This window comes from Pseudomonas pohangensis (assembly GCF_900105995.1).
Classification (GTDB): domain Bacteria; phylum Pseudomonadota; class Gammaproteobacteria; order Pseudomonadales; family Pseudomonadaceae; genus Aquipseudomonas; species Aquipseudomonas pohangensis.
In genome coordinates this window covers 228,156-242,416 of the sequence record NZ_LT629785.1, presented here as the reverse complement: position 1 = coordinate 242,416, position 14,261 = coordinate 228,156, and the positions used below count along the sequence as shown (strand labels likewise).

The window sequence follows — 14,261 nt, the reverse complement described above, 5'->3', positions numbered from 1 at the left end:
ACCCCGCCCGATGTCGAAGACTTTCCACCAGATCCCCCGCGAACGGCCTGTAACGCCCCTGCTCGACCGCGCCGAAACGCCGGCGGGGCTGCGCCGGCTGGCTGAAAGCGAACTGGAAACCCTTGCCGACGAACTGCGTCTGGAACTGCTCTACCGGGTGGGCCAGAGCGGCGGACATTTCGGCGCCGGCCTCGGGGTCATCGAGCTGACCATCGCCCTGCATTACGTATTCGACACGCCGGATGACCGTCTGGTATGGGATGTCGGCCATCAGGCCTACCCGCACAAGATTCTCACCGGTCGCCGCGAGCGCATGTCCACGCTGCGTCAGAAGGACGGCCTGGCCGCCTTCCCGCGGCGCAGCGAGAGCGCCTATGACACCTTCGGTGTCGGCCACTCCAGCACCTCGATCAGTGCCGCCCTGGGCATGGCGATTGCCGCCCAGATGCAGGGCAGCAAGCGCAAGAGCGTGGCGGTGATCGGCGATGGCGCGCTGACCGCCGGCATGGCTTTCGAGGCGCTCAATCACGCCTCGCACCTCAAGGCCAACATGCTGGTGATCCTCAACGACAACGACATGTCGATCTCGAAGAATGTCGGCGGGCTGTCCAATCACCTGGCGAAAATCTTCTCCAGCCACACCTACGCCAACATGCGCGAAGGCAGCAAGAAAGTGCTGTCACGCCTGCCCGGTGCCTGGGAACTGGCGCGCAAGACCGAAGAACACGCCAAGGGCATGCTGGTACCCGGCACCCTGTTCGAGGAACTGGGCTGGAACTACATCGGCCCGATCGACGGCCATGACCTGCCGACCCTGCTGGCCACCCTGCGCAACATGCGCGAACTGGAAGGCCCGCAGTTTCTGCATGTGATCACCACCAAGGGCAAGGGCTTCGCTGCGGCCGAAGCCGACCCGATCGGCTACCACGCAATCACCAAGCTGGAACCGATCAACCCGCCTGCTACGCCCAAGCCCGCCAGCGGCCCGAAATATTCGGCAGTATTCGGCCAGTGGCTGTGCGACATGGCTGCCGCAGATCCGCGCCTGGTCGGTATCACCCCGGCGATGAAGGAAGGCTCGGACCTGGTGGCCTTCAGCGAACGCTTCCCCGAGCGCTACTTCGATGTGGCGATCGCCGAACAGCATGCCGTGACGCTGGCGGCCGGGCTTGCCTGCGATGGCGTCAAACCGGTGGTGGCGATCTATTCGACCTTCCTGCAGCGCGCCTACGACCAGCTGATTCACGATGTCGCGGTGCAGAACCTCGACGTGCTGTTCGCCATCGACCGCGCCGGCCTGGTCGGCGAAGACGGTCCGACCCATGCCGGCAGCTTCGACCTGTCTTACCTGCGCTGCATTCCCAACATGCTGCTGATGACACCGAGCGACGAGAACGAGCTGCGCCGGATGCTCACCACCGGGCACCTGTTCAAGGGCCCGGCTGCCGTGCGTTACCCGCGCGGCAGCGGCCCGAATGCGCTGATCGAAGCGGCGCTGGAGCCAGTGGACATCGGTGTCGGCGTGGTGCGTCGCCAGGGCAGCAAGGTCGCCCTGCTGGTGTTCGGCGTGCAACTGGCCGAAGCCCTCAGGGTCGGCGAGATTCTCGACGCCACGGTGGTCGACATGCGCTTTGTCAAACCGCTGGATGAAGCACTGGTGCTGCAGCTGGCCGACAGTCACGAGTTGCTGGTGACCATCGAGGAAAACAGCATCATGGGCGGCGCCGGCAGCGCCGTCAGCGAATTCCTGAGCGCGCAAAACCGTCTGCAACCCATGCTTCATCTGGGTTTGCCGGACTACTACGTGGAACATGCCAAGCCCTCGCAGATGCTTGCCGAATGCGGGCTCGACGCCGCCGGCATCGAAGCCTCCGTGCGCCAGCGCCTGAGCCTGCTGTAAACAGGCAAACGATCTGCCGGCCCGATTTGGGCCTATGCTTGAATTGGCCGCATTGCCCCGCATGCAGCATGCCCTGCGCGGCCGGGCCGTGATTGCCGGCAATTGCTCTCTCAGCCCCCCGAACCCTGTCAGGTGCTTTGATGTCCGCCGAAAAATTCACTGCCGACGTACAGCAAACCCTCTGGCAATGGGCCACCACACCCTGGTTTCAGATCGGCAACACCGATGTGCACCTGCTGCGCATGGTTGGCCTGCTGTTCATCCTTATTTTCGCCTGGTGGTTCTCCACGGTGCTCGAGCGCGGCCTGCGCAATCTGGTCATGCGCGGCAAAGGCGAGACGATGAACACTTCAGGGGTGTATGCCCTGGCCCGGATCACCCGCTACCTGGTGTGGATTGTCGGCACCCTGATCGGCTTGCGCTATCTGGGGCTGGACCTGACCAATCTGGCCCTGGTCGGTGGCGCCATCGGCGTCGGTATCGGCCTGGGTCTGCAGAACATCTTCAGCAACTTCATTTCCGGAATCATTCTGCTGGTGGAGAGGACGCTCAAGGTCGGCGATTTCGTCGATCTGCAATCCGGTGTCATGGGCCGGGTGAACGAGATCGGCATGCGCTACACGCGCATCACCACCAATGATCTGGTCGACATCATTGTGCCCAACTCAGAGTTCATCAACGGCCGGGTGACCAACTGGAGCTTCAACGAAAATTGCCGGCGCATCCATGTCCCGTTCAACGTGGCCTATGGCAGCGACAAGCACAAGGTCAAGCAGGCGGCACTCAATGCCGTGGCAGAGGTGCCCGGCTCGATTACCCATGACAGCAAGCGCCGCCCGGAAGTCTGGCTGACCCATTTTGCCGACAGCAGCCTGAATTTCGAGCTGGTGGTCTGGGTCGAACATGCCCTGATGATTTCACCCGGATCAACCCATGCCCGCTTCATGTGGGCCATCGATGACCAGCTGCGCCTGGCCGGCATTGAAATTCCGTTCCCGCAGCGCGACCTGCATCTGCGCTCCGGAAGTTTGCGTGTGGAAATGAACGACACCAGAGCCGACCTGCATGCCATGCAGCATCCCGAGGCAAAGCCGCAACCGAAGCCCTGAGCTGAGGTTTGCATGAATCCCGCACATGTTTATGCACCGGACTTTCGCTTGCCTTTGCCAGCTTCGCGCCTTAAGGTGCGCGTCGTTTTCTTCTGTCAAGGTTCGCCTGATTTACGTCTGGCGTTAAACGGGAAGCCGGTGCGCTCTAGTCGAGCCATCCCGGCGCTGCCCCCGCAACGGTAATCGACCGCAGCCAAAGCGCTGCACTGCTGCTCACTGGCCACTGGGGAAACCCGGGAAGGCGAGCAGTCGAGTCGAGAGCCCGGAGACCGGCCTTGGTGGTTGCGACTGGTGTTGCGGAGGGCAGCACCGTCAAGCGCGGCTGCCTGCCTGTAGACCTTCCGCGTTTGTCTGCCCTCCTCAAAGGTACTTATCACTTTGAGGATTTTTCATGAAGCGCCTTACCCTGGCCGTGACCATCACGGCACTGCCTTTTACAGCCCTGGCCGATACGCCGGGCGACAGCACTGTCGCCTATCAGGCGCCCGCCCTGGTAGTCACTTCCGGCCGTCAGGTCGAGCCGAAACAAACCGCCGTTGCCGCCACCAGCGTGTTCACCCGCGCTGACATCGAGCGCCTGCAGGTGCGCACGGTAGATGAGCTGCTGACCCGGGTGCCGGGCGTTAGCGTCTCCCGCAATGGCGGACCGGGCAGTCTCACCGGCGTGTTCATGCGCGGCACCTCGAGCACCCAGTCGCTGGTGCTGGTGGATGGCCAGCGCATCTCCTCGGCGTCCAGCGGCACTGCCAGTCTGGAATTTCTCAGCATCGACCAGATCGAGCGCATCGAGGTGGTGCGGGGCTCGCGCTCCTCGCTGTATGGTTCGGATGCAATTGGCGGGGTGATCCAGATCTTTACCCGCCGCGGCAGCGATAGCCCGGCCCAGCCCTACGCCCGCCTTGCCGCCGGCACGCACAAAACCTACGAGCGCACCCTCGGCGTTTCCGGCGGCGATGCAGCCACCCGCTACAACCTGGGTGGCACGCTGAACGAGAGCCGCGGCATCGACAATACCGGCAGTGACCTGGGCGACAATCACGATGACGATGCCCTGCGCAATCGCGCCCTGAGCATGAACCTGTCCCATCAGTTCAATGACGATCTTGAAGTCGGCCTCAGCGCCCTGGATCAGCGCGGCAAAACCGAATGGGATGATATCTATTACGGCACCCGGCCCTACGATGATTTCCAGCTCTCGACTGCCGCCGGCTATATCAGCAACCGCTTCAGCGACAGCTGGCTGAGCCGCCTCGAGGCAGGCCACAGCGAGGACAAGCGCGACACCAAAAATGATGATGCGCTGGGCACGCTGTACACCTACAACACCTATCACAACAGCGCCAACTGGCTGAACACCGTGCAGCTCAACGAGCGCAACCAGGTGCTGGCCGGCCTCGACTGGTACGAAGACATCCTGCACAGCAGCACCGACTTCAACCAGACCTCGCGCTGGAATCAGGCCGCCTATGCCCAGCATCGTTTTCAGGCCGAGCGCTTCTCCACCGAACTGGGCATGCGTCACGACGACAACCAGGATTTCGGCAGCCAGAACACCTGGAATGGTGCGCTCAGCGTGCCGCTGAATCCGGACAATCTGGCCATAGTGTCGTACAGCGAGGGCTTCCGTGCGCCGACCTTCAATGACCTGTACTACCCGGATTTCTGCTATTACGGCACCTGTTACCCCTCGGCCAATCCGGATCTGCAGCCGGAACAGTCGAAAACCTGGGAAGGCCAGCTGCGCAGCAGCCTGAGCAGCACCAGCCAGCTGCAGCTGTCGCTGTACCGTACGGAGATCACCGACGCCATCGTGCTGGACCAGGACTTCATTCCGCAGAACCTGCAGAAGGCACGCATCAACGGTTTCGAGGCCGCGCTTGCGCAAGAGTTCGGCGGCTGGCGCAGCAATCTGGCACTGGGTCTGATCGACCCGCGTGACCGCGAGACCGGACATACCCTGGCCCGGCGCGCCAAGCGCACGCTGACCCTCGACGTTGACCGCCAGTTCGATAGCTTTTCCGCAGGCGCCACCTGGCGCGGCGTCTCCGGTCGCTACGACGATGCCGAAAACACTGCCGAGCTGGGTGGTTACGGGCTGCTCGGTGTAAGGGCTGGCTGGCAAGCCAGCCGGCAACTGAGCTTCGACCTGTCGCTGGATAACCTGCTCGACAAGGATTATGCCGATGCGACCTACGGCGTCTGGGATCCGGTCAACTACCAAACCATCGGTCGCCAGGGTTACAACACCGAAGGCCGCACCGTGCTGCTGGCACTGAACTGGGCGATGTGAAACCAGCCGGGGCAAGGGTGGTGAGTGAGCGTAGGGTGGGCTTCAGCCCACCATATGTGCCGCTGCTAACGGCAGGCTGAAACCCACCCTGCGACCACCCTAGCGTGCCTGCTGCAACTGCAGGCAAAGCTTTTCCAGCGCGCCGAGCATCTGGAAGCTCGGCCGCTCCAGCCCGGCATCGGCCACCGGCCAAACCTGCTGGCGCTGCACCGCCTGCAATTGCGGCCATCGCTGCCAGGCATCCGCCTGCTGCTGCTCGCTGAGCAGTATCACCTGCGGATCCTTAGCCAGCACCGCCTCGACACTGACTTGCGGTGCCGGCAGGGTCAGCTCGGCAAACACATTGCGCGCACCGCACACCTGCAGCGCATCGCTGACAATCTGCTGCCCGCCGAGGGTATACAGCGGCTGCTGCCAGACCTGATAGAACACCGTCAGCGGCTCGCTCCGGGCATAACGCTGACGCAACTCGGCCACCCCGCTGTCAAACTGCTGCTGCAATTGCCGGCCACGTAGCGGCACACCAAGCTGTGCGCCGACCTCGGCAAACAGCTGGCCGAGCTGCACCAGATTGCGTGGCGCCACCTCAAACAAGGGAATGCCCAGCTGCTGGAGCTGGCTGCGCTGGGCGTTGCTCAGGCTGTCCGACCAGGCCAGGACCAGATCCGGTTGCAGACTGAGCAGGGTTTCCATCTCCAGTTGCTGGTAGCGACCCACGGTCGGCACTGTTGCCAGTGCGGCTATCGCAGGCGGGCCGGCAACCCTGCCGACCAGACGCTCGCCGGCATCCAGTTCCAGGATGATTTCACTGAGTGCCGGGGCCAGGCTGATGACCCGCTCGGCCGCCGCCAGCGGCTGACTCAGCAGCAGCACCCAGAGCAGCCACAGACGCACGCGGTTCAGCCCAGTTGCGACGGAATGCGGTAAAGGCAGCCGATCACCACACTGGATAACGCCAGCAGCAGCAAGGCCACCGGATTCAGCCCGCTGAACAGCGCCAGCGCGGCAATCCAGACCGGCAGGGCCGCCATCAGCATGCCCGTGCGGCGCGCTCTGGCCAGAGCAGACCAGGCCGCCGCTTCAGTCGGGCTATCGAGGGCTGCCTGGGTGGCAATCAGTGCATGCTTGTAGCGACTGAACAGCGGCAGACTGGCGAACATCGACAGCAGGCCGGCAATGAACAACGGCATATGCAGATCTGGCCAGCCGGGATCGGCAATGCCCAACAGCTGGCCCAGCAGCAACAGCGGCAGCAAGGCAGCGCCCAGCAGGCACCACCACTCCAGCGCCAGCCGCCGCCGCAAGGCGCTGCGGTTCACGGTTGTTCGATCTCGCCCTGATGCAGAACGCCGAGCATATGCCCGAGCTTGCCGGCCTTGGTCGCCAGGTACAGTTTGTTGTGCGGGTTGCTGCCCACCTGCAGCGGCACGCGCTCGCTGACCTGCACACCAAAGCCCTGCAAGGCTTTGACCTTGCGCGGGTTGTTGGTCATCAGCTTGATCCGGGTGATGCCCAAATGGGCCAGCATCGGCTGACAGATCGAGTAGTCGCGCTGATCGGCGCCAAAACCCAGCTGCTCATTGGCCTCGACAGTATCCGCACCACCATCCTGCAGCTCATACGCCCGAATCTTGTTCAGCAGACCAATGCCACGGCCCTCCTGACGCAGATAAAGCAGCACACCACGGCCCGCTTCGGCGATGGCGCGCATGGCCGCTTCCAGCTGAAAGCCGCAATCGCAACGCAGACTGAACAGGGCGTCACCGGTAAGGCATTCGGAATGCAGGCGTCCCAGCACCGGCTCACCATTGGCGACATCGCCCAGCGTCAGCGCCACGTGCTCCTTGCCGGTGACTTCATCGAGGAAGCCATGCATGGTGAACACACAGAACGGTGTGGGCAGCTGGGATGCGGCAACAAACACAACGGACACCAGAGAACTCCCGGGCAGGAAAAGGCCGGCATTGTACCAGCAGGCCTGCCCTCCCGGTCAGCCTGAATACCGGTCAATCAACTTGCAGTAGGCAGAACCTAATACTTGGCTTCCAGGCGCAACATGCCCTGGTCTTCGCGCCAGCTCACGCGATTGAGAAAGCTCATGCCCAGCAGCACTTCGGTCGGCGCTTCACCGGCGACCACAGCGGCTTCCACTCCGAGCACCTCGATGCCGCCGATCTTCACGCTGTCGAGCTTGACTCGCCAGGCCTGGGCCGTGCCGCTGGCGGTATTCACCACCATCGGCTGGCCCTGCACGCGATAATCGATTCCCAGACGCTTGGCGGCGCCTTCATTCATCGCTATCGCCGTGGCTCCGGTATCGACCAGAAACTGCACGTTCTTGCCGGAAATCGACCCCGCCACCCAGTAATGGCCACCAATGCCCTTGGCTATGCTGACCTGTGCCGGCGCTGAAGCCACACCGCTGGTGGCGCTGTAATCGCGGCTCAGGTTGTAGCTGCGTTCGACACCTTCGACGCGCAGCACGGCGCTGCGGCTGTCCGCGCTGACCACCTGCACACCACCAGGCCCGGTTTCACCGACCTTGACCAGCTTGCGCTGGCCGTCAACTTTCAACACAGCCGCGCCCGGAAACAGCCCGACAACCTGCACATTGATCGCGGCAGAGACCTGCAGGCAAAAACCGAGCAGAGCGGCAAAGAGTATTACTTGAAAACGGCTCATAAAATTTCAACAGCTCCAGCGTCAGCGCTTTTTCGATGGCAAGCCGGTCAGCTCACCCCGTACAGCAAGGCATGCATTGCCAGCCAGGCAAAAATGCCGGCCAGCACATCATCAAGCATGATCCCCACTCCACCATGAACATGCCGATCAATCCAGCGAATCGGCCACGGTTTGAGAATGTCGAAAAAGCGGAACATCAGAAAACCCAGCAGCAACCACTGCCAGCCTGGCGGCACCAACCACAGGGTAATCCACATGCCGACCATTTCGTCCCAGACGATACCCTCGTGATCCTGTACGCCAAGATCCTCCGCAACACGGCCACACAGCCAGAAACCGAACAGCGTGCCCAGCCCCAGCACCAGCCAGTAACCCCAGCCAGGCAGCAACTGCAGCAACGGAATGAACGGCAGGGCGACCAGTGAGCCCCAGGTTCCCGGTGCCTTGGGCAAGGTACCGGAACCGAAACCGAAGGCCAGAAAATGCCAGGGGTTGCGCCATACCGAAGGTGGCGACCTGCGCGAATCAGCCATGGGTACTCCCGAAATGTTGAAAACCGCTGTGGGCAAACGTCACTGGCTGACCGTCCTCATCCACCACCTCGACCCCCGTACCGGCAACCACCTGCCCGATCACTGCAATCTCCGGCCAGGCCGCCTGCAGACTGGCCAGTTCGCCAGGCGGCAAGCTGAACACCAGCCGGTAATCGTCGCCGCCGGTCAGCGCACACTCGCGCGCACGCGTCTGGCCAAGCAACTGCAGGATAGCCGCGGACAACGGCAGCCGTTCAAGTTCGATGCGGATTCCGACAGCCGATGCACTGGCCAGATGGCCGCAGTCGGCCAGCAGTCCATCGGATATATCCAGCGCCGCCGTTGCCTTGCCGCGCAAAGCCTGGCCCAGTGCCAGCTGTGGTTGCGGTGTCCAGTAGCGCTCCAGCAGCGGCCCGGCAATTTCCGCGGAGCTGCTGGTTTGCCCCAGCACCAGCGGCAAGGCGGCGGCGGCATCGCCAAGCGCGCCGCCAACACACAGCAGATCGCCTGCCTGCGCCCCGCTGCGTCTCAGCGCCTGCCCGGCGGGCACCCGACCGAGCACGGTGAAAGTCATGCTCAGCGGCCCGCGCGTGGTGTCGCCACCGACCAGGGCCAGCCCGCACGCCTTCGCCATCACGTCGAGACCGGCCGCAAAACCTTGCAGCCACTGCGGCTCAGCAGTCGGCAGGGTCAGCGCCAGGGTGAAGCCCAGTGGTGTTGCGGCCATCGCTGCCAGATCGCTGGCTGCCGCCGCCAGGCCGCGCTGGGCCAGCAGAAAGCCATCGGCGGAGGCGGGAAAATGCACACCGCTGAGCAAGGTGTCCGTCGACACCAGCAACTGCTCGCCGGGCGGCAGGGCCAGCAGCGCGCAATCATCACCAATGCCCTGTACCACGCCCGCGGCGGGACGGGCACAGGCCGCACTGGCAAAAAACCGGCGAATCAGCTCGAATTCGCCCAGCAGCGGAATCTCAGCGCTTGTTGGCACGCACTTCGGCTTCGCGCAGTTGCGGTGCCAGTTTGTCCAGCACACCGTTGACGAACTTGTGCCCGTCGGTAGCACCGTAGACCTTGGCCAGTTCGATCCCTTCGTTGATCACCACCCGGTACGGCACATCCACCCGGTTGCGCAACTCGAACAGCGACAAGCGCAGGATCGCCAGCTCGACCGGATCCAGTTCGTCCAGAGGGCGATCCAGACAAGGCACGAGCAATTCATCCAGCTCGGTTTTCAGGCTGGGGACACCGTGCAGGATTTCACTGAAATAGCCGCCATCTACACCGCTGAAATCATTGTCGACGCGAAACTGGGCTTCGATTTCGTTGATCGACTGGCCGGCCATGTGCCACTGGTACAACGCCTGCATGGCCAGACTGCGGGCCTTGCGGCGCGTCGCAGTCTTGCCCTTGGCCGGCTTGGCGTCCGGCTGCTCGGGGTTGTCGATATCGCTATTGAAAGTCACTTGGCCTCCAGCTCGGACAGCAGGCTGACCATTTCCAGGGCGGACAGCGCCGCTTCTGCGCCCTTGTTGCCGGCCTTGGTGCCGGAACGCTCGATGGCTTGCTCGATGGAGTCGACCGTCAGCACACCAAAGGCTACCGGTACGCCAAACTGCATGGACACCTGGGCCAGACCCTTGGTGCACTCACCGGCGACGTATTCGAAATGCGGCGTACCACCACGGATCACCGCACCGAGAGCGATGATGGCGGCAAACTCGCTGCGCTGCGCGACCTTCTGCGCGACCAGCGGAATCTCGAAGGCACCCGGTGCGCGGATGATGGTGATGTCGCTTTCGCTGACGCCATGCCGCACCAGCGCATCAACTGCGCCACTGACCAGGCTTTCGACGACAAAGCTGTTGAAACGGCCGACCACCAGGGCAAATTTTCCCTTGGGGGCGATGAAGGTACCTTCGATGGTCTTCAGGGTCATGTGACGAGTCTCGATTTGTTTAAAGAGCCGGCGCGCGAAATGCACGCCTGGTGAATTTAAGTCGATTTTCGGCCAGTGGCACTATTCGGCGGGCAGGTATTCTACTACCTCCAGATCAAACCCCGATATGGCATTGAACTTCATCGGCGAACTCATCAGGCGCATCTTGCGCACGCCGAGGTCACGCAATATCTGTGAACCGGCACCCACCGTGCTGTACGTCGCCGGGGTTGCCGGCTTGCTGTCCTGACCCAGCTGACGATCCAGATGCGCCAGCAATTCCGGACCATTGATCGGATTGCCCAGCAACAGCACCACGCCGCTGCCGGCACTGGCTACTTCCGCCATCGCCGCGCGCAGGCTCCAGCGCCCCGGCTGTTTGACCATGAACAGGTCGCGCAGCGGGTCCATGTTGTGCACGCGCACCAGCGTCGGCTCTTCGCCGCAGATGCTGCCGAGGGTCAGCGCCATGTGCACGTCACCTTCCACCGCATCGCGGTAGGTCACCAGATTGAAGCTGCCCAGTTCGCTGTCCAGCTGCTGCTCACTGACCCGCTGCACGGTGCGTTCATGGATCAGCCGGTAGTGGATCAGGTCGGCGATGGTGCCGATCTTCAGGTCATGGGCAGCGGCAAACACTTCGAGTTCGGGGCGACGCGCCATACTGCCGTCGTCATTCATGATTTCGCAGATCACCCCGGAGGCCTCGAAACCGCCCATGCGCGCCAGATCGCAGGCGGCCTCGGTATGCCCGGCGCGGGCCAGTACCCCACCGGGCTGGGCCATCAGCGGGAACACGTGGCCCGGGCTGACGATGTCATCGGCAACCGCCTCTCTGGCCACGGCCGCCTGCACCGTGCGCGCCCGGTCGGCCGCCGAGATACCGGTGGTGACACCGGTGGCCGCCTCGATGGATACGGTGAACTTGGTGCCGAAGCCGGAACCGTTGCGCGCCGCCATCAGAGGCAGCTTGAGCGTTTCACAGCGCTCGCGGGTCATCGGCATGCAGATCAGCCCACGCGCATGCTTGGCCATGAAATTGATGTGCTCGGCGGTCACGCATTCCGAGGCGATGATCAGATCACCTTCGTTTTCGCGATCTTCGTCATCCATCAGGATGACCATCTTGCCGGCGCGGATATCTTCGATCAGCTCTTTGATGCTGTTGAGTGCCATGTGGGCAGTTTCCTTAATTCTTCAGAGAGCCATGATTCATATAACCATGGGCGGCCAGAAAGCTTTCGCTGAGGCCCGCAGACTTGCTTTCGGCGGCCTGGTCGCCGAGCAGCAGGCGCTCCAGGTAACGCGCCAGCAGATCGACTTCCAGATTGACCTTGCGTCCCGGCTGATACTCCGCCATGACGGTTTCGCTGAGCGTGTGCGGCACGATGGTCAGCTCGAATTCGGCGCCATTCACGCCATTCACCGTCAGGCTGGTGCCGTCCACGGTGATCGAGCCCTTGAGCGCAATGTATTTGGCCAGCTCGCGCGGGGCGCGGAGGCGAAACTGCACGGCGCGGGCATTTTCCTCGCGCGCCACCACTTCGCCAACACCGTCGACATGCCCGCTGACCAGGTGCCCGCCCAGACGACTGCTGGGGGTAAGGGCTTTTTCCAGATTTACCCGGCTGCCGACTTTCAGATCGCTGAACGCCGAGCAGGCTAGCGTCTCGCGGCTGACATCCGCCCAGAAACCGTTACCCGGCAACGCAACCGCCGTCAGACAGACGCCATTCACGGCAATGCTGTCGCCCAGTTTTACATCGGCAAGATCGAGCTTGCCAGTTTCCACGTGCACGCGCACATCGCCACCCTTGGGGCTGAGCGCACGAATTTTGCCGATTGCCTCGATTATGCCGGTGAACATGCCGCCTCCCGGTCACAGATCGCAGTGATAAACATGGTCGAACTCCTGTTTCGGTTAAAAACAGGGCTTGATCGAAAGGGATTTCACACGGGCGCACAAACGCCCGATGGGGTTATCCCGCTCTCTCTTTATCCGGACTCTAACCGTCGGCCCCGGAATCACACCGGGTCTGCTGACCTTGCTTGCCTCCCGAAGGAAGCGCACAAGCGCTCGCGGGCTATCTGCATTGCGCAGAATTACCGCCGGTGGGGAATTTCACCCCGCCCTGAGAACGTTCTGGTCTCTCGCAAGACCCGCACTTTTTACCACAAAAGGCGCAGCCACGCACCGCTGACGGCAGATTCAGCCCTGAATCTGCGGCACCGCGATGATTCGCCAGTCGTCACCCACCGCGCGCATTTCAATGATTTTCAGCTGCGGCGCCTCGGCCATCTGCTGCAGCGGCCAATCCAGCAAGGGCCGGGCGCTGCTGCCGAGAAATCTGGCGGCCATGAACAGCTGGTATTCATCCACCAGCCCGGCGCGGGCAAAGGCCCCGGCCAGCGTTGGCCCGGCCTCGACCAGCACCTCATTGGCGCCGCGCCCGGCCAGCTCACTGAGCAACCGGTGCAGGTCGACATGGCCATCACTGCCGGGAATTGCCAACACTTGGTGGCCATCGTCAAGCAGGGGTTGCTGCGCAGAGACTGGCGCACAGGTTGCTGTCAGCGCCTTGCCGGCCTGATAGAAAGACGCAGCCGCCGGCACGCGCAAACGGCCATCGACCAGCACCCGGAGCGGCGGGCGACTCATTGCCAGCGCGGCAAGTTCGGCATCCAGTCCCAGCTCTTCTGCACGTACGGTCAAGCGCGCCCCATCCGCCATTACAGTGTCCGCACCACTGATGACCACGCTGGAGCCTGCGCGCAAGCGCTGTACCGCCGAGCGCGCAGCGGGGCCGGTAATCCACTGGCTTTCACCGCTGGCCATGGCCGTACGGCCATCCAGGCTCATCGCCAGTTTGACCCGGACAAACGGCAAGCCGTGCTGCATGCGTTTGATAAAGCCGGCATTCAGACTGCGCGCCTCGCCTTCCAGCACACCAACCTGTACCTCGATACCGGCCTGCGCCAGGCGCTGCAGACCAGCGCCTGCCACTTGCGGGTTGGGGTCCTGCATGGCTACCACCACCCGCGCAACACCGGCGGCGATCAGCGCATCGGCGCAGGGTGGCGTACGTCCGTGGTGACTGCAGGGCTCCAGCGTCACATAGGCGGTTGCACCCCGGGCCAACGGCCCGGCCTGACGCAACGCATGCACCTCGGCGTGCGGCTCACCGGCGCGCACATGCCAGCCCTCGCCGACAATCTGTCCGTCACGCACGATCACACAGCCCACCCGCGGATTGGGATGGGTGGAATACAGCCCCTTGCGCGCCAGCTGCAGTGCGCGGGCCATGCAGGCCTGATCGGCCTGGCTCATTGCTTGGACGGCTCGCGCGACAGGCGGTCGATTTCCTCGCGGAACTCGTTGAGATCCTGGAAGCGCCGGTACACCGAGGCAAAGCGGATGTAGGCCACTTCATCGAGCTTCTGCAATTCGACCATTACCAGCTCGCCAAGCACCCGCGACTTGATTTCGCGCTCACCGGTGGCGCGCAGCTGGTGCTTGATATGCACGATCGCTTCTTCCAGCCGCTCGACACTCACCGGACGCTTTTCCAGCGCGCGCTGCATGCCGGCACGCAGCTTGTCTTCATCGAAGGGCTGGCGGCTGCCGTCGGTCTTGATCAGGCGCGGCATGACCAGCTCGGCGGTTTCGAAGGTGGTGAAGCGCTCCATGCAAGCCATGCACTCACGCCGGCGACGCACCTGATCACCCTCGGCAACCAGTCTCGAGTCGATAACCTTGGTGTCATGTGCACCACAGAAGGGACAATGCATGGCTGCTTACTACCGGAAACGG

General features: G+C 63.0%; 15 protein-coding genes and 2 riboswitches. Of the genes, 3 read left to right on the top strand and 12 right to left on the bottom strand.

Annotated elements, in window-relative coordinates; all coding sequences use genetic code 11:
• Positions 1-10 precede the first annotated feature (10 nt).
• The 3 genes from dxs (at position 11) to BLT89_RS01200 (ending at position 5,299) form a co-directional block, all read left to right on the top strand.
• Positions 11-1,900, top strand: coding sequence for a 1-deoxy-D-xylulose-5-phosphate synthase (gene dxs / locus BLT89_RS01210; protein ID WP_090192702.1), 1,890 nt, complete (start codon positions 11-13; stop codon positions 1,898-1,900).
• A gap of 140 nt (positions 1,901-2,040) precedes the next feature.
• Positions 2,041-3,009 carry a mechanosensitive ion channel family protein gene (locus BLT89_RS01205; RefSeq protein ID WP_090192701.1) on the top strand — a complete coding sequence of 323 codons (969 nt, stop codon included), beginning with the start codon at positions 2,041-2,043 and terminating at the stop codon, positions 3,007-3,009.
• A gap of 81 nt (positions 3,010-3,090) precedes the next feature.
• A riboswitch (cobalamin riboswitch) is annotated at positions 3,091-3,301 on the top strand.
• A 99-nt stretch (positions 3,302-3,400) separates the two neighbouring features.
• Complete coding sequence (locus tag BLT89_RS01200) at positions 3,401-5,299, top strand: TonB-dependent receptor domain-containing protein (RefSeq protein WP_090192700.1); 1,899 nt, start codon at positions 3,401-3,403, stop codon at positions 5,297-5,299.
• Positions 5,300-5,398: 99 nt separating this feature from the next.
• Here BLT89_RS01200 and BLT89_RS01195 read toward each other — a convergent pair whose 3' ends face one another.
• The 12 genes from BLT89_RS01195 to nrdR form a co-directional block, all read right to left on the bottom strand.
• Positions 5,399-6,193, bottom strand: a complete 795-nt coding sequence (locus BLT89_RS01195; RefSeq protein ID WP_090192699.1) for a cobalamin-binding protein — start codon at positions 6,191-6,193, stop codon at positions 5,399-5,401.
• 5 nt (positions 6,194-6,198) lie between these two features.
• Positions 6,199-6,618 carry an MFS transporter gene (locus BLT89_RS01190; protein ID WP_090192698.1) on the bottom strand — a complete coding sequence of 140 codons (420 nt, stop codon included), beginning with the start codon at positions 6,616-6,618 and terminating at the stop codon, positions 6,199-6,201.
• Positions 6,615-7,232 carry a GTP cyclohydrolase II gene (gene ribA / locus BLT89_RS01185; protein ID WP_090192697.1) on the bottom strand — a complete coding sequence of 206 codons (618 nt, stop codon included), beginning with the start codon at positions 7,230-7,232 and terminating at the stop codon, positions 6,615-6,617. The genes BLT89_RS01190 and ribA overlap by 4 nt, the downstream gene beginning before the upstream one ends.
• A 98-nt stretch (positions 7,233-7,330) precedes the next feature.
• Complete coding sequence (locus BLT89_RS01180) at positions 7,331-7,981, bottom strand: TIGR02281 family clan AA aspartic protease (protein ID WP_090192696.1); 651 nt, start codon at positions 7,979-7,981, stop codon at positions 7,331-7,333.
• A 47-nt stretch (positions 7,982-8,028) separates the two neighbouring features.
• Complete coding sequence (locus BLT89_RS01175) at positions 8,029-8,514, bottom strand: phosphatidylglycerophosphatase A family protein (RefSeq protein ID WP_090192695.1); 486 nt, start codon at positions 8,512-8,514, stop codon at positions 8,029-8,031.
• On the bottom strand, positions 8,507-9,475 hold the full coding sequence (thiL, locus tag BLT89_RS01170; RefSeq protein ID WP_090198558.1) for a thiamine-phosphate kinase: 969 nt from the start codon (positions 9,473-9,475) through the stop codon (positions 8,507-8,509). The genes BLT89_RS01175 and thiL overlap by 8 nt, the downstream gene beginning before the upstream one ends.
• A gap of 10 nt (positions 9,476-9,485) precedes the next feature.
• A complete protein-coding gene (gene nusB, locus BLT89_RS01165) occupies positions 9,486-9,977 on the bottom strand; it encodes a transcription antitermination factor NusB (RefSeq protein ID WP_090192694.1) in 492 nt (163 codons plus the stop codon).
• Positions 9,974-10,450, bottom strand: a complete 477-nt coding sequence (ribH, locus tag BLT89_RS01160; protein ID WP_090192693.1) for a 6,7-dimethyl-8-ribityllumazine synthase — start codon at positions 10,448-10,450, stop codon at positions 9,974-9,976. The genes nusB and ribH overlap by 4 nt, the downstream gene beginning before the upstream one ends.
• 81 nt (positions 10,451-10,531) lie before the next feature.
• A complete protein-coding gene (gene ribBA, locus BLT89_RS01155) occupies positions 10,532-11,626 on the bottom strand; it encodes a bifunctional 3,4-dihydroxy-2-butanone-4-phosphate synthase/GTP cyclohydrolase II (protein ID WP_090192692.1) in 1,095 nt (364 codons plus the stop codon).
• A 13-nt stretch (positions 11,627-11,639) separates the two neighbouring features.
• Entirely contained in the window at positions 11,640-12,317 is a 678-nt protein-coding gene (locus tag BLT89_RS01150) for a riboflavin synthase (protein WP_090192691.1), read from the bottom strand.
• Between the two features lie 115 nt (positions 12,318-12,432).
• Positions 12,433-12,594: riboswitch (FMN riboswitch) on the bottom strand.
• A gap of 65 nt (positions 12,595-12,659) precedes the next feature.
• Entirely contained in the window at positions 12,660-13,778 is a 1,119-nt protein-coding gene (ribD, locus tag BLT89_RS01145; RefSeq protein ID WP_090192690.1) for a bifunctional diaminohydroxyphosphoribosylaminopyrimidine deaminase/5-amino-6-(5-phosphoribosylamino)uracil reductase RibD, read from the bottom strand.
• Positions 13,775-14,239, bottom strand: coding sequence for a transcriptional regulator NrdR (nrdR, locus tag BLT89_RS01140; RefSeq protein ID WP_090192689.1), 465 nt, complete (start codon positions 14,237-14,239; stop codon positions 13,775-13,777). Before nrdR ends, ribD begins: the two co-directional genes overlap by 4 nt.
• Between the last annotated feature and the right edge of the window lie 22 nt (positions 14,240-14,261).